Consider the following 17509-nt stretch of genomic DNA (forward strand, 5'->3'; position numbering starts at 1 on the left):
AGGCAAAATGATGCAATGGAAATATGCAATTCAAGAAGACGGCATGACCGTCGAAGAGCTGCTGCGCACTGAATGGGGACTTGGCAAAAAAGTGGTCCACGAAATGCGCATGGCCAAAAGCGTGAAAAATGAGAAACAGCAGGAAGTCATCTGGAAAGAGCCGCTCCCAAAAGGGACAATGCTGACATTTGACCTTCCGCCGGCCAGCTCGCCTTATGAAGCCAACCACGAAATCGAACTTCAGATCTTGTTTGAAGACGATCATTTCATCATTGCCCGAAAACCGAAAGGCATGGCGACCCATCCGAACGAGGTCGGCCAGAAAGACACATTCATCAATGCCATTCTCGGCCATATCGTCCGCCATGGCGGCAGCTACGGCGAACATGTCCACCGCCTTGACCAGGGCACATCGGGCTTGCTGATGGTCGCCAAGCACCCGGTAGCCAAAAACGTCCTTGACCGCATGCTCGAACAAAAGCAGCTGGTCCGTGAATATGAAGCGGTCGTCAAAGGCAAGGTCGCCAACAAAACCGGCACGATCGATGCCGCGCTCGGCCGCGACCGGCACCACCCGACCCGCCGGCGCGTGTCCCCGTCCGGCCAAAGCGCCGTGACGCATTATAAAGTGCTGCGGCAAATGGAAGGCAAGACGCTTCTTCACTTGACGCTCGAGACCGGACGTACGCACCAGATCCGTGCCCACCTCTCGCACCTCAATCACCCGGTCATTGGAGATGAACTTTACGACGGGCCTCCGACACAAGACGGCTCCTACCACCTGCATGCATTCCGCATGTCGTTCATCCATCCCTTTACCGGCGAAAAGATTGTCGCTGAAGATAGCAGCCGGTAAAAAATGAACTTTTTACCTCGCTTCGCCGCTTTGGGCATGGCTTTCGCCATGAGCCGAGAAGGACGCTCGTCTCAAAGCTTCGCCCAGCCCGTGGACGCGTCGGCGCTGGTTTCGCTCTTTAAAAGCTGGTAACTTTATCCGTTTTACTAGAGCTATCTGAGATATGAAGAAAAACAGCGGAGAAAACCGTACTGTTTCTGCATCGCTTCGCCAGCTTCGAAACATGAAAGTGCGCTGCTCCTGTCCCTGCATCGCTGCGCTATCTTCGGGACATGAAAAACCGTTGCAGCGCTGCGCGCTTCGTCGCAAAGTATCGGACAAATGCCGTTTGGCCGATACTTGCCTGCGGACAGCGAGTTAGCCGAGACCCCGCAAGTCGCGCAAGCGACTGAGGAGGCTTGGCGCTCGCCCGCGGCGAAGAGATGGCTCTAAGTAAGTTAGAGCCATCTCTTTGCGACGAGCGCATAGCGCGCAGGAGCACAGGGTTTTACGAAGCTGTTTTGCGGAATATCGATTAAGAGACAAAATATTTTATACCTTTCTCAACGACCTAAAAAAGAAGTTCCCCAACGGGAACTTCTTTTCTACTTCAAATGGATTTCATCAGGATGGGTGCCTGTGCGCCAATCCTGGTTCAAGCCGTCAATCATCGCCATCTCTTCAGCCGTCAACGCAAAATTGAAGACATCTGCATTTTTGAGGATGCGTTCGGGCTGGATCGATTTCGGAATGACGATCAAATCGTGCTGCAAATGCCAGCGGATGATAACTTGCGCAATCGACTTGCCGTAATTCTCGCCGATCTTCGCCAGCACCGGATTGTCCAGCAGGCGCCCGCGAGCCAGCGGCGACCAGGATGTCACCGCAATTTCGTTGACTGCACAGAACTGGCGGAGCGGTTCCTGTGTCAATTGCGGATGAAGCTCGATCTGGTTGACCATCGGTTTAGTATGTGCCGTGGCTAAAATCTTCTCGAGGTGATGCTGCTGGTGATTCGATACGCCGATCGACCGCACCAGTTTTTCGTCGTACAGGCGCTGGATTGCGCGGTAAGTTTCTTCATATGTATCCGGCATGGCCCAATGCGTCAAATACAGATCCAAATAATCGAACCCAAGGCGTTCCAGGGATGCCTCAAATGCCCGCAAGGTGTTGTCATAGCCCTGGTCGGTGTTCCAGACTTTCGATGTGATAAACAAGTCTTCCCTTTTGGCTCCTGAAGCCCGGACCGCTTCCCCCACTTCTCGTTCATTGTCATAGATGGCTGCTGTGTCGATCGCCGGATACCCCGCTTTGATGGCTGCCAGCATCGCTTCCACCGCCGCTTCCTTATCCGTCATTTTAAATACGCCAAGGCCAAAGCGCGGCATCTCCACTCCGTTATGTAAGGTCTTTGTTGATTTGATGGTCAAATCCATTTTTCATCATCCTTTCTGTTCCTATTGTACAAATATCCCGCTAAAAATTCGACTTTGACGAATTTGGCAAAACCACTTGCATTTCTCTTCAAAAGCGAATATTATATGAAATGTTGTTTAAATTGTTCGGATTTTGAAAGGGGTATATAGATGTTTCATTTAAAAGAGTACGGCACAGATGTAAAAACAGAAATTCTTGCCGGCATGACGACATTTCTAACAATGGCCTACATTGTTATTGTTAATCCAGTCATCCTCGGTGCCGCAGGGGTTCCTTTCGACCAAGTTTTTCTGGCGACGATCATCGCTGCCGCCATCGGCACATTGTGGATGGCGCTTTTCGCCAATTATCCGATTGCTATTGCACCGGGCATGGGATTGAATGCCTATTTCACGTCGATGGTTTTGGGGTCCGGCGGCACTATTGATTACGTTACGGCTTTCTCGGCTGTTTTTGTGGCCGGCCTTATTTTCGTTCTGCTGTCAATGACTTCGATGCGCAAAGTCTTGATCCAAGCCATCCCTGAAAACTTGAAGCATGCCATCACGGCGGGCATCGGATTGTTTATCGCGTTTATCGGCATGCGCCTCAGCGGCATCATCGTCGGAAACGAATCCAATCTTGTCGGCCTGGGCGATTTGACTTCCCCTCCCGTCCTGTTGACATTGGCGGGGTTGATGATCACGCTCATCTTCATGTCGCTCAACATTCACGGGGGAATCTTTTTCGGAATGATCGCCACTGGCATCATCGCGTTCTTCACTGGCCAATTGAAATTTGAAAGCGGCTTTATGAAACTGCCTTCGCTGCCGGAAGGCATCATTGTCTGGAATCCGCTCGAAGCAGTCCAACTGGTCATTGAATTCGGCCTTTACGGCGTCGTCTTCTCGTTCCTGCTTGTTACGCTCTTCGATACGACGGGAACAATGATCGGAGTCGCCAAGCAAGCCGGATTAATGAAGGACAACCACATGCCGCGCATGCGCCAGGCGCTTTTGGCCGATTCGGTAGCGGCAACTGCAGGCGCCATGGTCGGCACGAGCCCCACATCCGCATACGTGGAATCTTCTGCCGGCGTGGCAGCAGGCGGCCGGACAGGCTTGACCACGTTGACTGTCGGCATTCTGTTCATCATCGCTGCATTTTTCGGCCCGCTCGTATCATCCTTGTCGGGCGTGGCTGCTATCACGGCGCCTGCATTGATCATTGTCGGCAGTTTGATGATTGGTGCCGTCAAACATATCGAATGGGAAGAATTCGATGAAGCATTCCCTGCATTCCTGATTGTTCTGGCCATGCCGCTCACCTCGAGCATCGCCACCGGGATTGCGCTCGGTTTCATCTCCTATCCATTGATGAAGATTTTCAAAGGAAAATGGAAAGCGGTTCACCCAATTCTTTATATCTTTGCCGTATTATTCGCCATCCAGATTCTGATAGCACCTCATTGACATCAAAGAAGCAGCCGGGCAGGCTGCTTCTTTTTTATCTTCCGGTATATAATGGCCTTAAAGACAAAATGCCGCAAAGGAGGGAACGCATGAGAGACATCCGGTTTGTCGCCGTCCACCGGGGCGGCACGCTGACAAAGGAGAACCACCAGCGGCTGATGCACTGGGCCCGGGTATGTGCAGAACATATTTTGCAGGTTCTTGGCGAAGAAGCGGATCCCCGCCTCGCCCATGCCCTCGATACAGCCGAAAAATGGGAGCAAGGCGAAGTGCCGACAGGTGATGCCATGAAAGCTGCAGTAGCTGCACATGCTGCCGCGAGGGAAAAGGACAATCCGGCATCGACAGCCGCGGCCCGTTCAGTCGGCCACGCTGTCGCTACCGCCCATATGGCTGACCATTCCGTAGGGGCGCCTCTGTATGCGCTGAAAGCCCTGAAGCTTGCCGGAAAGCCGCTGCACGAAGAAAGAGAGTGGCAGCTCGGACAGCTGCGCCAATTGCCCTCCAGCCTTGCCGATCAAGTGCTCGAGGCCATGCGCCAGAAAGAGAAAGGCTTCAAACTATAAGAAAATGCCAGAAGCGGAATGCGCTCCTGGCATTTTTTATTCCAACGTCCTATTACCGGATTAGCCTCTGTACTCGGAAGTCGGTTTCGCTTTCGCGCTCGACATGGCAGCAGTGATCAACAGCACAGCCGCTGTCAATAAATGCATCACCCAGCCGATAAGCGGGAACCAGGCAACCAAACTTGTGATGATTCCGAGGATGGATCCTGATTTCGGTGAATACTCCCGGAAACAGAAAAACAACGTGACGGCATGAAGCACAAACATGACGCCTAGCGCCGCATAGCCTGTGCTCACGACAAATCCGCCTCCGATAAACGGAATGGCGAGCAGCGCTTCTGCAAGGCCGGTAATCCACAACAACGCAATTGAAGCTTTCATCTTCATCGGTCCTTCATCCTTTCTTGGAACTGTCCTTGCTCTATTCTACGGATTGCCGCGGCAATAGTTTCGGTATTCAATAAAAAAACAGACCGGATTTTGCATAGACAAAACTTAGCCATAATTGAAAGCGGTCTTATATTTCATTTTTCCCGTTCATGCGCTATACTAAACAAAGACGCAAATTCCAAGGAGGTTGTCACTATGAACTTAATCCTTATTCTAGGCGTTACAGTAGCCTTCTTGTCAGCTATCTTAACAGCGGGATACGATGACAAGCCAGGAACATACAAACAAGATTAGTATAAAAAAGGACAGCGCCCTGTGCGCTGTCCTTTTTTCTTTTCTCACACAAGTTCCGGGAACCCCTGCTGGCGCAGCGCCTCGTACATGAGGATGGCCGCGGTATTCGAGAGATTCAGCGAACGGATATGCTCGTTCATCGGAATCCGCAGGCAGCGGTCCAAGTTCTGCTCGATCAATTCTTTCGGCAGTCCCTTCGTCTCCTGGCCGAAGACGAAAAAGTAATCGTCCTCCACGGCCGAGAAATCAAAATCCGAATACGTCTTCGTGCCGAATTTTGTAATGTAATAGAAGTTTCCTTCTTTGTAGCGGTCAAACAATTCCTGCAGCGAGTCATAATAAGCCAAGTCGACGTGCTCCCAATAATCAAGGCCTGCCCGCTTCAGCATCTTATCATCCGTGGAAAAGCCGAGCGGCCGGATCAGGTGGAGCTTTACGCCCGTTCCTGCGCATGAGCGCGCAATATTCCCTGTATTCGCCGGGATCAGCGGTTGGTACAAAACGATGTGTATAGCCAAATCTGTCACTTATCCTTTCGATTCTTCGGCAAAAAATGCCAATCCTTTTTCGATTTCTTCCCTGACTTCCTCGTCTTTCTCCTCCGCGAGTGCCTGTTCCAAAGCTATGCGTCCTAAGGCTGTACCGATCTTGCCGATGGCCCACGCGGCCGTCCCCCGGATCACCGGGCGTTCATCGCTCTCTAGCAATTGGATCAATGCTGGCACTGCACTTTCCTCTTTGAAATGAGCAAGTGCCAGGATGGCATTTCGCTGAATCGGTTTCTTTCCGCGCCATGAACCGGATACATAGCCGAATTTCTCTTTGAATTCCCGGTTGGAAATCGAGAGAAGCGGTTCTAAAAGCGGTTTCGCAATTTCCGGATCCGGCTCGAACTCGGCATGGATCCGATTTGCCTTGCGTTTGTTTTTCGGGCACACCGTCTGGCAAGTATCGCAGCCGTAAAGCCGGTTGCCGATGACGCCCCGGAACTCGTCCGGAAGAAACCCTTTCGTCTGCGTCAAAAACGAAATGCAGCGCTGAGCATTCAGTTGGCCGCCCTCCACAATGGCACCGGTCGGGCAGACATCGATGCACAGGCGGCAGTCGCCGCACTGGTCTTCCATCGGCTCATCGTATTTGAACGGGATGTTGGTAATCATCTCCCCTAAATAGACGTACGATCCGAACTCGGGCGTAATAATCGAGGTGTTCTTAGCGCTCCAGCCGATCCCTGCCCGTTCTGCCACCGCCCGGTCCGACAATTCGCCGGTATCCACCATTGAGCGCATGCGTGCATCCGGAAAATGCGCAGCAATGAACGCTTCCAAAAGCGTCAGTCTTTCTCTTAGTGCGGCGTGGTAGTCCTTGCCCCAGGAGGAGCGGGAAAAGATGCCGCGCCGGGCCCCTTTTGTCCCTTGCGGCGCATCCGTCATTTTAGATGGATAGGCGATGGCAATGGCGATGATGCTCACCGCTTCATCCAGTAAAAGAGCCGGCTGTGTGCGTTTGTCGACATCCGGCTCTTCAAAACCCGACTGGTAGTTCAGTTGCTGCTGGCGCACCAATTGATGCCGCAAATTATAAAAAGGTTCTGCCGAAGCAAAACCGATCTTATCGATTCCGATCTCCGAGGCATAAGCAACAAGCTCTTGTTGAAAGTGATCGAGATTCATGTTGTAACCTCACATTCCTTAACTATGATACGATATCCCTAAACCATCATCTGAAAGGAAGATTGCAATGGAACTGACAATCAATCCTAAAATCATAGAAATCCTTCCTGATTTTAAAATAGGAACTATTCATTATAACAATATCACCGTTTCCGATTCACCTCAAATGTTAAAAGGCCGCCTGCAGCTTTTCCAGGAGCAATTGTTCTTCGATCTGGAGGACAAGGAAATTACAGACTTCCCGGGTCTTTTGGAATGGCAGCTCATCTGGAAAGCACTCGGTGCCGATCCGAGCCGTTACCGGCCTTCAGCAGAAGCGCTGTTCCGCCGCATCAAGAAGCAGAATTACCTGCCTTCAATCCACTCAGCTGTCGATATGAACAGCTTTTTGTCGCTGCAGTATGAAATTCCGCTCGGCCTCTACGACGCCGACCAGATTGACGGAAATGTGGAGATTGCCCTTGGCACTCCAGCGGATCAATTTGAAGGGTTGAACAACCGCCTCAATACCTTGACGAACATTCCGGTGTCGAAAGACGATCAAGGCGCATTCGGCAGCCCATATGTCGATTCAAGGCGAACGGCGGTCACCGACCGGACAACAAACGCATTGCACATCTTTTACCTGCGCCCATCCATGGAACGCGATACCGCCTTGGAATTATTGCAGGCTGCTGCCAATATGTTCACCGGCATCCATGGCGGTGAGGCCGAAATCGCCGTGCTTTAATTTCCGAAATCTTCTTTGCAGGCATATTCTTTTCCAACCATTCATTATTTTAGTATGATTTTGTTATCGTGATAAAAAATGAGGGATTTCCATGAAGAAAGTGCACAGTGATGTTATCCAGTTCCGCGGCAGCCATTATGATTTCGGGTACCACCAAGGCGAGCTGCTCCGGGATTCTATTCTTTTGCCAAACCGCAAAACCCAGCGAAGCCAGAACAGCCGGCAGCTTCTAATAGACGAGACCCAAGGCGTCGAGATGCTCGACCGGTTTGCCCCGCGCATCCTTGAGGAAATCGAGGGGCTTGCCGATGCGCTGGACTGGCCTTTTGTCGATGCGCTGCGTGAATTCAGCGGCTATTACCTGGAATACACACGAAGCGGCTGTTCGATCCTTGCCCGCTCCGATTTTCTGGTCCGTAATTACGACAGTTCACCGCAGGGCTATGAAGGCCGCTTCGCATTGTATGAACCGACAGACGGCGGTTATGCCTCCATCGGACCATCCATGCAAATTACCGGACGGACAGACGGCCTCAATGAAAAAGGGCTGGCCATGGGCTACAATTTCATCAATCGACGCAATTCCGCAGATGGCTTTATCTGCAATATGATCGGGCGTCTCCTACTGGAGCATTGCGCGACCATCGAAGAAGCTGTCGACTTACTGAAAGAATTGCCGCACCGCCGCTCATTCAGCTATGTGCTTTTGGACAAGAGCGAAAAATCGGTTGTCGTCGAAACATCGCCCCGAAACGTCATCGTCCGGGAAGCGTCTGTGTCGACAAACCATTTTGAAATTTTGTCGGAAGAAAACCGCTACCAGATCGACGATTCCAAACGCCGTGAAGAAGCGCTGCTCACCCATTCTACACAATCGGAAGATGCTTATGCTGCATTCCGATTGTTGAACGATTCCGGGCAAGGCGTATTCTCGACAAAATACAGCACGGCTTCCGGTACCTTGCATACTGCCTCTTATTTCCCGCATAGCCTGGAAGTCGGCTTTGCTATCGGGCCGGACCGCTTGCCGCTGATGTTCGATTTCCAGAAATGGCTGAAAGGCGAGCGTCTGCTTGCCAAACGGATCAATGGACGGATTGATACGCATTTCCCGTTTCCATATCTGGATGATCTGTCTCTTCTACAATCTAAAAACGGCTGAAGCGAATCCTCGCTACAGCCGTTTTTCTACGTATATAGGCGATCTGTATGAGCCAATCCGATTGCCGTATCAAGCTCGCCGTGAATCGCATCAATAGTAACGCGCTTACCTTTCAGCCATTCACCGAAGTTGAAAACGGTCGGTTCCTGGTCGCCGCCCAGCGCGAACCAGGCTTCCTGTTCGTTCGGCAAATAAACGGCGGTATGGATTGTCCCGGCCCAGCTTTTATATAGCTTGGAAAACAGCCCCCGCTCCGTGTCGTTGAACAACCGGTATGCCCGGTAGGCTTCTGATGCATCATCCGGATTCGCTTCGATGACCGCAAGGCGCTCATGGGAATCTTTCAAATAATTGCGGTTTTCATGCTGCTGGATTTCAAAATGGTTGGTGCATGCAGCCGCCTCCCGAACCACCACTTTGCGCGGCGTCGCTTCCATGACTTTCGTTTCGCCGCTCCGGTCAGTCACCACATAGCTGAAAGAGCCCCGGTGCGGAATATCCTTCACTAGTGCGGCAGCCTCTTCAATTGTGGCGCAGGTCTCAAGAATGATGCGGCCGATCATATAGCAGACAAAGCCATCGCCGGGATTTTTCCGGTGCATGAAATTATAGCCCATCACGAGGCCGTGCTCGTTCATGCCGTCCGTGCGCCCCAGAATCCGCTGGCTGGGCCCGATTACCGCGGCGCCTTCGTCGGGCTGGAACAAGCAGAACCTGCCTTCATAGGTCTGCGGATGAAAATCATAATTGCGCACCAGAAAATCGTCCCCGCTCACGATGGAACAACCCGACGGCGGCGCATCAATGCGATAGCCGCCAAAATCGCGGAGCACTTCTTCGATTGGAAGCTCCAAGCTATCTTCGAGGCCTTTCAACTCCTCCCAGATTTTTGGCGCATAAGCATTAAAAGCAGCTTGCGCTTCCGCCGCGTCGACAACAAACCGCGGCCGTTTGCTTTTCCACTGCTTCCTGCGATTTTCAAGCGTCACCGATTCTTTCAGCAGCTGCCCTTGCATCAAACCGAAATCGTAATGGCTCCCCCTGAACTGCAGAATATCGCTATGTATGGGTTTCACGAGTTCATTCCTCCATCTGTCTCCACTGACTTTTGATATTCAATTATTATAACAACTAACCGCTCGGGGAAGACAGGAAAACGGATTGAAGAAAGATTTCCACCTGGTTTTTGGTTCTAAAAAAATTCTAATTATTCAGATTAAACTCTTGTTTTCCTTAAGAAAAGGTATATAATTAGTTTTGGGTTTAATCAAATAAATAATACATAACGCAAATAAGCACCAAGGAGGAAGCAGTAATGAAGAAGTTTCTCGTTGCTCTGATGATTGCATTTTTGACCCTGTCTGCCATGTCCACAGTGAGCGCTCATCCGCACCACAACGACAAAGACGATGACAAATTCAGCGTACGGGAGGAATTGATGATCAGCAAAAAAGCCCTGAAGAAATACCGGGACATCGACGTCGCATTGGATGAAGGGTTTACCGGATTGATGCCTGGCGCCTGCGTACCGAAAATGGGCATCCACTTGATCAAGCCGAACCGGGTCGATGATGCGAAACTTTCCATCACTAGACCGGAAATTCTGGTTTATGAGCCAATGAAAGACGGCAGCTATAAACTGGTTGCAGCAGAATGGTATGTGCCGGCTGAAGAAACAAACAAAACACCTTATCTCTTCAAGCAAAAATTCCAAGGGCCGATGGCAAACCATGATGGCTCTCCAGGCAAACATTACGACTTGCATGCCTGGTTGTTCAAAAAGAATCCAGACGGCATGTTTGAACCAGAAAACGAACGCGTGAGCTGCAAATACGCTAAATAACCGAATGGATGCAAGGACACTTACAGCAAAAAAAGCTGGTGCAAAAGGAAATCCTTTTGCACCGGCTTTTCTGTGGCCTTGCATTGCCCTGTCCCGGTTTGCCATGGAAAGCGGCTGCACGCCCTGCATATTACCGTCCGCCTTTGTCTCCCTTTTCGCTTTTCCTTTCCAAGCGATTCCCCATTACCCGATTCACTATCCATTTTTCAATTTCCACAAGGATAAAGACGCTGAGGCCAATCAAAAGCGGCCATATCCAATTGCTGAGGCCGATCGGTTCTGTCGCAAGGATGACGTTCATAAAAGGCACATAAGTGACTCCGAGCTGTATGATGATGAGCAGGCCCGAGACAAAAAATGCCGCTTTATTGGAAAAGAAGTCGCGGTTCAAGGCAAACCGGCTTTCGTTCCGGCAATTGAAAAGGTAAAAAAGCTGCGAGAGGACGAGGGCCTGCAGCGTCATGGTCTGCAATGTACCTGCATCGTAATTCCTTGCTGCAAATACGGTATTCATCCACAGGATGCCGCCGCATATTAAAAGCGAGACAAAGGCAATCCGGAACACCGAATATCCGCTTAGCAATCGGCTGCCGGCTTTTCGCGGCGGCCGCTCCATCGTGCCGGGCTCAAGTTTTTCAAACGCGATTGCCAGTGAAATCGTTACCGCCGTAATCATATTGACCCACAGGATTTGCACGGGCGTCAGCGGGATGGTCGCCCCAAGAAGAATGCTGACAAAGATCAACATGCCTTCCGATACATTGGTCGGCAATATAAATAGAATCGTCTTCTTCAAGTTGTCGTATACTCGCCGGCCTTCTTTCACGGCATTGACAATGGTATTGAAATTATCATCGACCAGCACCATCTCAGCAGCTTCTTTTGATACTTCCGTCCCTTTTATACCCATTGCGATGCCGATATCGGCGCGCTTCAATGCCGGGGCATCGTTCACCCCATCCCCTGTCATCGCGCAAATATGCCCCTGTTTTTGCAGCGCTTCCACCAGCCGCAATTTGTCGGCCGGGCTAGTGCGAGCGAAAATATCGAAATCGTTCACTGCCTGTGCCAATGCTTCGGCGTCCATCGTTTCCAAGTCTCGGCCTTCAATCGCTTTAAGGCCAACTCCAATCCCCAGTTTCGAACCGATTGCTACGGCAGTTTCTTTATGGTCGCCTGTAATCATCTTCACCCGGATACCGGCTTTTTTGCACTGAACAATCGATTCGATCACTTCATCGCGCGGCGGATCGAAAATGCCGACCATTCCCAGAAGGGTGAAGCCGCTTTGCAAGTCGCTGTGCCCGATCGATTCAACGCCGCTGGGAACCGGCTTTGCCGCTGCGGCCAACAGCCGCTCCCCACGTACCGCGTGATCCAGAATCTTTTCTTCCCAATAGCCCCTTTCAGCGGAAGGGATCATTTCCAGCAGCCGTTCCGGTGCGCCTTTCACATAAATCCATTTTTGGCTGCCTTCCCTGACCAGCGCTGCCATGTATTTATAGGAAGAGTCGAACGGTATTTTGGAGGCCAAGGGGTAGATGTCAATTTCTTTATCGGCCTTTTCCGCTAGCGTCAGCAGGCATCCCTCAGTCGCACCGCCGCTGACTTTCCAACTGTCCCCTTCTTTGTACAAATGTGAGTCGTTCAGCGTCTTGACGCAGATCAGGAAACGTTCGAGCAGAGGCTGGTCCTGTACCGAAACATTCTGGCCATTTTTCTGAATCGCCCCTTCCGGGGAATAGCCGACTCCACCGACATCAAACTCTTCGCTTTCGAGTATTACAGATTTGACGGTCATTTCATTTTTCGTTAATGTACCCGTTTTATCTGAACAGATGACGGTCACTGCTCCAAGCGTTTCGACTGAAGGCAGATTACGGACAATGGCATTTTTTCCAGCCATGGTCTGCACACCAAGAGCCAAGATAATTGATAGTATCGCCGGCAGCCCTTCAGGAATCATCGCTACGGTCAGCCCAATGATGGCCAGCAGCAATTCCCCGGTTGCATAATCATGAAGCCAATAGCCGATCAAAAACAGCGCAACTGCGCTCAGAACGATGATCATCGAGACCAATTTGCCGAAGGCGGCAGTCTGTTTCAGCAACGGCGTCTGCAGCTTCTCAACCGCGGCGAGCGCAGAGCTGATTTTTCCAAGTTCCGTCTCCGCTCCTGTCGCCACTACTACACCCGCTCCCGCACCGGAAGCGACAGCCGTTCCGGCAAATGCCATATTGGTCCTGTCGCCAAGCACCGTATCTTCCGGCAGCAAGGCTGTCTTCTTTTCGACAGCATCCGATTCTCCGGTTAAAGAAGATTCTTCAATCTGCAGATTCACTGCATCAAACAAACGCAGATCAGCCGGCACTTTATCCCCCGCTCTCAGATAGGCGATATCGCCCGGCACCAGATCCGCTGCCCGGATGCTGGCACGCTTTCCCGAACGCAGGACAACCGCTTTGACCGATAGCATTTTGCGGATCCCTTCCAGTGCCTTTTCTGCCCGATTCTCCTGGATAAAGCCGATGGCTGCATTTATGACCACCACTGCCAATATGACGCCCGTATCAATATAATGCTGCAGGATAAACGTGATGACTGCCGCAACAAGCAAGACATAGATCAACACATCGTGAAAATGCTTAAAAAACTTGACGATAGGCGAATCGCTCTTTGCCTCTGGCAGTTCATTCCTGCCCCACGTGGCCAATCGCTCAGCCGCCTCCTCCTCGGATAAACCCATGGACGGATCGGCTGCCAATTCTTCAAGGACGTCTGCGATTTCATGACTGTACCATTTCATCTTAGACTTGGCCTCCCCGCATCTCATTCCAGCTTCACTGACGGACAATTTTGATTAGTATACCACGAAGCATTTTATGAGCAGCGGCTTTTACATCGGTTTCGCAGTGGGAGCTGCCAGGAACACTTCATTGATAATTGGATAGCTCGAGCAAGTTTCCATCCGGGTCGCGGATATATACCGACAGAATAGGACCAAGAGCGCCCGTCCGCTCAATAGGTCCTTCTTCAATTCCAATGCGACATTCCGCCATATGCTTGACGACTTCCAGCATAGGGATTTCAGTAATAAAGCATAAATCCGCACTCCCCGGCACAGGAACTGACGCTTTCGGTTCAAATTCTTTCCCGGCTTTGTGCAGATTGATTTTTTGGTTCCCGAAGCGCAATGCTTTTCTATCCTCTCCGAAAGTCTCGATCCGCATGCCCAATACTTGGCGATAAAATTCACAAGTTTCCCTGATATCCTTGACGGTCAGTACAAGATGGTCCAACCGGCTGATCTCCATTTGCAGCACTCCTTTTCACCTTTCGGCAGTACTTAACACTTCGACATCAATGGAGATAAACCTTTCCTTCGTAAAGCGTTCTTAGAAGATTTAATTGATCGATGGATAACGTCCGGCAGCCCTATTTAAACGATTATTTTTCAATAAAAAAAGCCGATGATTTGAGAAGATCTCAAATCATCAGCTTTAGCTTCATCGTTTGGCATGCGATGAAAAGTATACCGGCGGTCGGGGTCGAACCGACACTCCGGTGAAGGAACGGGATTTTGAGTCCCGCGCGTCTGCCAATTCCGCCACGCCGGCCTATTCATAAAAGGACAATTATTATTATAGCATTGAAAAAGAAATTGCGCCACTACTTTTTTAAAATAATAATTACAAACGCCATCGCCTCTATACAGAAACGATGGCAGCTCTCCCTTACATGAAAAGATTTAAAACTATATAGATCAGTCCAGCAATCATTGCAGAAATCGGCAATGTAATGATCCACGTAATCAGCATGGTCTGGGCTGTTCCCCATTTCACGCCTTTCAGTCTGTGCGCAGCTCCCACTCCCATGATCGAAGATGAAATAACATGCGTTGTACTGACCGGCAAGTGGATGGCGGTAGCGCCGAAAATAACAGCGGCTCCGGTCAAGTCAGCGGCAACTCCGTTGACCGGCCGGATTTTCATGATTTTGCCCCCGACTGTCTTGATGATTCTCCAGCCGCCGACTGATGTCCCAAGAGCCATAGCGAGCGCACAGGAAACCTGTACCCATAGCTGGATGTCATCCGTAGTTTGATAATTGTTGACGATGAGTGCCATAGTGATGATCCCCATCGCTTTTTGGGCATCGTTCGTCCCGTGTGAAAACGACTGCAACGCCGCAGTGGCGATCTGTACCAGCCGGAAGTTCCTGTTGGTCTTGGTCAAGTTATGGTTCTTGAACACGACTTTTACGATGCTGTAGACGATATACCCCACTACAAAAGCCAAGATCGGGGAAAGGATCAAAGCTTGGAGTATCTTAAGGAAACCGCCAAGATTAAGTGCGCCGACGCCTGCTGCTGCAATGACCGCACCGACAATCGATCCGATCAGCGCATGCGAGGAGCTGCTAGGGATTCCATAATACCATGTGACCAAATTCCATGTAATCGCAGCCAATAGTGCTGCCAGAATGACGATTGTTCCATTTTCAAGCGTGAACGGATCCACGATGTCTTTCGTGATTGTTTTAGCTACGCCTGTGAAAGCCATAGCTCCGACAAAGTTCATGATGGCAGCCAGCAGGATGGCGTGCCTTGGCTTCAGCGCTTTCGTTGAAACCGCAGTGGCAATAGAGTTGGCCGTATCATGGAACCCATTGATAAAGTCAAAAACTATTGCAAAGATGACAATCAAAACCGTTAACAGCAGTACCATATCCATTAGTCTTTTTGCTCCTTAAGCGTTCTTCATGATGATTGATTCAAATGTATTAGCCACTTTCTGGCAGTGATCTGCTATTTCCTCTAGTTCTTCATAGATCTCTTTATACTGGATAATGCGGATCGGGTCTTTCTCAGTCGCAAACAGGTTCTTGATAGCATTTCGACGCGTCACATCGCATTGAGATTCATAGTCTTTGATTTTGATTGCATGCTCCCGCATGGCAAGCAATTTCTTGGAAGTCATCAAATCGACCGCCACCACAATCTCTTCTGTGCTTAATCGGATCGCTTCGACAAACTCCAGCATATATTGATCTGCATTAATGATTGAGTACATTTCAAACATGGAAGCGGTGTGGTCCAAGCCGTCCAATACATCGTCCATGCTCATCGCCAGCGCCAGGATGTCTTCGCGCTCAATTGGTGTGATGAAGGCTTTGTTCAAGTCCTGGATCACATCGTGGACGAATGTATCCCCTTTAGTTTCAAAGTCTTTCATCGTATTCGAGAAAATCTTCAAATCGCTGATCGAGTTCAATTTATAATCGGCAAAATAAGCAGCACTCTCTTTTAAGTTCAACGCGATATCGCTTAATTGCACTGCAAATTTATCTTTCTTTTTAAACGCCATTCTTGTTCCCTCCGCTATTCTCATATAATAAAATCTAAGCTAGATAATAATACCTCATAGGATACAGAATTAACAATCCCTAAACATCAATTTTACAATTCCTTAATAAAACTGATATTTCCCTTTCCCTATAAATGTTTAATGCGTTATTCTTCTTTTTTTGCATAAGAAAAAGCTCCAACTTTGAAAGTCAAAGTTGGAGCTTTGGTGAAGGGCAGGCAGGCCCTTCTCATGATACCGGCGGTCGGGGTCGAACCGACACTCCCGTGAAGGAACGGGATTTTGAGTCCCGCGCGTCTGCCAATTCCGCCACGCCGGCAAATTATTATGGAGGCGGCAACCGGACTCGAACCGGTGATAAGGGTGTTGCAGACCCATGCCTTACCACTTGGCTATGCCGCCAAAAATTGGAGCGGAAAACGAGGTTCGAACTCGCGACCTCCACCTTGGCAAGGTGGCGTTCTACCACTGAACTATTTCCGCAAAAGCTGGGGTACCTGGATTCGAACCAGGGCATGACGGGATCAAAACCCGTTGCCTTACCGCTTGGCTATACCCCAATAATAAGATGGGGCGGACGAGGGGAATTGAACCCCCGAATGCCGGAATCACAATCCGGTGCGTTAACCACTTCGCCACGACCGCCACGATATTATATTTATTATAGCATCAAGTTAAAGTTAATGTATGGGGCGGACGAGGGGAATTGAACCCCCGAGTGCCGGAATCACAATCCGGTGCGTTAACCACTTCGCCACGACCGCCATCATATAAAATTTAAAATTGGCAGGGGCAGTAGGAATCGAACCCACATCGGAGGTTTTGGAGACCTCTGTTCTACCGTTAAACTATGCCCCTAAAACTGGTAGTGGGGGGCAGATTCGAACTGCCGAACCCGAAGGAGCGGATTTACAGTCCGCCGCGTTTAGCCACTTCGCTACCCCACCTAGTGGTGCCGGAGAAAGGACTTGAACCCTCAACCTACTGATTACAAGTCAGTTGCTCTACCAGTTGAGCTACTCCGGCATGGAGATTATTAAAAAATAATGGTGGGTCAGGACGGAATCGAACCGCCGACACTTAGAGCTTCAATCTAATGCTCTACCAACTGAGCTACTGACCCACATTTTTAAAAAATGGCGGTCCCGACCGGGATCGAACCGGCGATCTCCTGCGTGACAGGCAGGCATGTTAACCGCTACACCACGGGACCATTTGGTTGCGGGGGCAGGATTTGAACCTGCGACCTTTGGGTTATGAGCCCAACGAGCTACCGAACTGCTCCACCCCGCGACAATAATATATGATATTTTGTGCGCTTAGAGCGCAATATATTTTGAAGGATTGAATTCCTTCTATTATATATGAAACTACTGATCGAATCGATTATGTATTTCCCAAAATGGTGGAGGATGACGGGATCGAACCGCCGACCCTCTGCTTGTAAGGCAGATGCTCTCCCAGCTGAGCTAATCCTCCGTATTGAAAATGGTGACCCCTACGGGATTCGAACCCGTGTTACCGCCGTGAAAGGGCGGTGTCTTAACCGCTTGACCAAGGGGCCATTAGTATTTGGAGATTAAATTCTGGCGGAGAGCAAGGGATTCGAACCCTTGAGACGGTTGCCCGCCTACATGATTTCCAATCATGCTCCTTCGGCCACTCGGACAGCTCTCCAAAAGAATGGCTCCGAAGGTAGGACTCGAACCTACGACCATCGCATTAACAGTGCGGTGCTCTACCACTGAGCTACTTCGGA

General features: G+C 50.2%; 15 protein-coding genes and 17 tRNA genes. 6 read left to right on the plus strand and 26 right to left on the minus strand.

The genetic code is table 11. The features are described 5' to 3' along the window. Positions 1 to 10: 10 nt before the first annotated feature. Positions 11 to 856, plus strand: coding sequence for an RluA family pseudouridine synthase (locus tag ACTL32_RS16005; protein ID WP_441342416.1), 846 nt, complete (start codon positions 11 to 13; stop codon positions 854 to 856). Between the two features lie 584 nt (positions 857 to 1440). On the opposite strand, the gene ACTL32_RS16010 is transcribed toward ACTL32_RS16005, so the two are convergent. Then, a complete protein-coding gene (locus ACTL32_RS16010; protein ID WP_441342417.1) occupies positions 1441 to 2274 on the minus strand; it encodes an aldo/keto reductase in 834 nt (277 codons plus the stop codon). A 150-nt stretch (positions 2275 to 2424) separates the two neighbouring features. Here ACTL32_RS16010 and ACTL32_RS16015 point away from each other — a divergent pair, with 150 nt between their 5' ends. Further along, positions 2425 to 3726 carry an NCS2 family permease gene (locus ACTL32_RS16015; RefSeq protein ID WP_441342418.1) on the plus strand — a complete coding sequence of 434 codons (1302 nt, stop codon included), beginning with the start codon at positions 2425 to 2427 and terminating at the stop codon, positions 3724 to 3726. 89 nt (positions 3727 to 3815) lie between these two features. Continuing rightward, entirely contained in the window at positions 3816 to 4292 is a 477-nt protein-coding gene (locus ACTL32_RS16020) for a putative immunity protein (RefSeq protein WP_441342419.1), read from the plus strand. 60 nt (positions 4293 to 4352) lie between these two features. Here ACTL32_RS16020 and ACTL32_RS16025 read toward each other — a convergent pair whose 3' ends face one another. From ACTL32_RS16025 to queG, 3 genes are all read right to left on the minus strand, one after another. Continuing rightward, the gene (locus tag ACTL32_RS16025) at positions 4353 to 4679 is read right to left on the minus strand and encodes a hypothetical protein (protein WP_441342420.1); all 327 of its coding nucleotides are present in this window, start codon (positions 4677 to 4679) and stop codon (positions 4353 to 4355) included. A gap of 341 nt (positions 4680 to 5020) precedes the next feature. Continuing rightward, positions 5021 to 5494 carry a tRNA (uridine(34)/cytosine(34)/5-carboxymethylaminomethyluridine(34)-2'-O)-methyltransferase TrmL gene (gene trmL / locus ACTL32_RS16030; protein WP_441342421.1) on the minus strand — a complete coding sequence of 158 codons (474 nt, stop codon included), beginning with the start codon at positions 5492 to 5494 and terminating at the stop codon, positions 5021 to 5023. Between the two features lie 9 nt (positions 5495 to 5503). After that, entirely contained in the window at positions 5504 to 6649 is a 1146-nt protein-coding gene (queG, locus tag ACTL32_RS16035) for a tRNA epoxyqueuosine(34) reductase QueG (RefSeq protein WP_441342422.1), read from the minus strand. 67 nt (positions 6650 to 6716) lie between these two features. Between queG and ACTL32_RS16040 the strand changes: the two genes are divergently transcribed. Beyond that, positions 6717 to 7379: a B3/B4 domain-containing protein gene (locus ACTL32_RS16040; protein WP_441342423.1), complete on the plus strand. Its 663-nt coding sequence runs from the start codon at positions 6717 to 6719 to the stop codon at positions 7377 to 7379. Positions 7380 to 7470: 91 nt separating this feature from the next. Continuing rightward, a complete protein-coding gene (locus ACTL32_RS16045; protein WP_441342424.1) occupies positions 7471 to 8541 on the plus strand; it encodes a C45 family autoproteolytic acyltransferase/hydolase in 1071 nt (356 codons plus the stop codon). A 26-nt stretch (positions 8542 to 8567) separates the two neighbouring features. Here the strand turns inward: ACTL32_RS16045 and ACTL32_RS16050 are convergent, their stop codons facing one another. Next, on the minus strand, positions 8568 to 9617 hold the full coding sequence (locus tag ACTL32_RS16050; protein WP_441342425.1) for a C45 family autoproteolytic acyltransferase/hydolase: 1050 nt from the start codon (positions 9615 to 9617) through the stop codon (positions 8568 to 8570). Between the two features lie 239 nt (positions 9618 to 9856). Here ACTL32_RS16050 and ACTL32_RS16055 point away from each other — a divergent pair, with 239 nt between their 5' ends. Then, positions 9857 to 10384, plus strand: coding sequence for a hypothetical protein (locus ACTL32_RS16055; protein WP_441342426.1), 528 nt, complete (start codon positions 9857 to 9859; stop codon positions 10382 to 10384). A 130-nt stretch (positions 10385 to 10514) separates the two neighbouring features. On the opposite strand, the gene ACTL32_RS16060 is transcribed toward ACTL32_RS16055, so the two are convergent. The 21 genes from ACTL32_RS16060 to ACTL32_RS16160 all read right to left on the minus strand — a co-directional run bounded on the left by ACTL32_RS16060 (position 10515) and on the right by ACTL32_RS16160 (position 17509). Further along, positions 10515 to 13190: a cation-transporting P-type ATPase gene (locus ACTL32_RS16060; protein WP_441342427.1), complete on the minus strand. Its 2676-nt coding sequence runs from the start codon at positions 13188 to 13190 to the stop codon at positions 10515 to 10517. Positions 13191 to 13317: 127 nt separating this feature from the next. Then, the gene (locus tag ACTL32_RS16065; protein WP_441342428.1) at positions 13318 to 13698 is read right to left on the minus strand and encodes a VOC family protein; all 381 of its coding nucleotides are present in this window, start codon (positions 13696 to 13698) and stop codon (positions 13318 to 13320) included. 219 nt (positions 13699 to 13917) lie between these two features. Beyond that, positions 13918 to 14001 (minus strand) — tRNA-Leu (locus ACTL32_RS16070). Positions 14002 to 14118: 117 nt separating this feature from the next. Then, complete coding sequence (locus ACTL32_RS16075; protein ID WP_441342429.1) at positions 14119 to 15117, minus strand: anion permease; 999 nt, start codon at positions 15115 to 15117, stop codon at positions 14119 to 14121. Between the two features lie 15 nt (positions 15118 to 15132). Then, positions 15133 to 15750 (minus strand): DUF47 domain-containing protein, encoded by a 618-nt coding sequence (locus ACTL32_RS16080; RefSeq protein WP_204892936.1) that lies wholly within the window; start codon positions 15748 to 15750, stop codon positions 15133 to 15135. A gap of 235 nt (positions 15751 to 15985) precedes the next feature. Then, positions 15986 to 16069: transfer RNA gene (locus ACTL32_RS16085), tRNA-Leu, on the minus strand. A 9-nt stretch (positions 16070 to 16078) separates the two neighbouring features. Further along, positions 16079 to 16152: transfer RNA gene (locus tag ACTL32_RS16090), tRNA-Cys, on the minus strand. Positions 16153 to 16158: 6 nt separating this feature from the next. Continuing rightward, positions 16159 to 16233, minus strand: a tRNA-Gly gene (locus ACTL32_RS16095). Between the two features lie 5 nt (positions 16234 to 16238). Further along, positions 16239 to 16310: transfer RNA gene (locus tag ACTL32_RS16100), tRNA-Gln, on the minus strand. 9 nt (positions 16311 to 16319) lie between these two features. After that, a tRNA-His gene (locus ACTL32_RS16105) sits at positions 16320 to 16395 on the minus strand. Positions 16396 to 16438: 43 nt separating this feature from the next. After that, positions 16439 to 16514, minus strand: a tRNA-His gene (locus ACTL32_RS16110). Positions 16515 to 16534: 20 nt separating this feature from the next. Next, positions 16535 to 16608 (minus strand) — tRNA-Trp (locus ACTL32_RS16115). Positions 16609 to 16613: 5 nt separating this feature from the next. Further along, a tRNA-Tyr gene (locus tag ACTL32_RS16120) sits at positions 16614 to 16697 on the minus strand. Between the two features lie 3 nt (positions 16698 to 16700). Further along, positions 16701 to 16776: transfer RNA gene (locus ACTL32_RS16125), tRNA-Thr, on the minus strand. Positions 16777 to 16797: 21 nt separating this feature from the next. Continuing rightward, positions 16798 to 16873: transfer RNA gene (locus tag ACTL32_RS16130), tRNA-Phe, on the minus strand. A 14-nt stretch (positions 16874 to 16887) separates the two neighbouring features. Further along, positions 16888 to 16963 (minus strand) — tRNA-Asp (locus ACTL32_RS16135). 3 nt (positions 16964 to 16966) lie between these two features. Further along, positions 16967 to 17043 (minus strand) — tRNA-Met (locus ACTL32_RS16140). A 110-nt stretch (positions 17044 to 17153) separates the two neighbouring features. Continuing rightward, positions 17154 to 17229: transfer RNA gene (locus ACTL32_RS16145), tRNA-Val, on the minus strand. 10 nt (positions 17230 to 17239) lie between these two features. Next, positions 17240 to 17314, minus strand: a tRNA-Glu gene (locus ACTL32_RS16150). A gap of 23 nt (positions 17315 to 17337) precedes the next feature. Further along, a tRNA-Ser gene (locus ACTL32_RS16155) sits at positions 17338 to 17427 on the minus strand. Positions 17428 to 17434: 7 nt separating this feature from the next. Further along, positions 17435 to 17509, minus strand: a tRNA-Asn gene (locus ACTL32_RS16160).

This window comes from Planococcus sp. FY231025 (assembly GCF_052078085.1).
Classification (GTDB): Bacteria; Bacillota; Bacilli; order Bacillales_A; family Planococcaceae; genus Planococcus.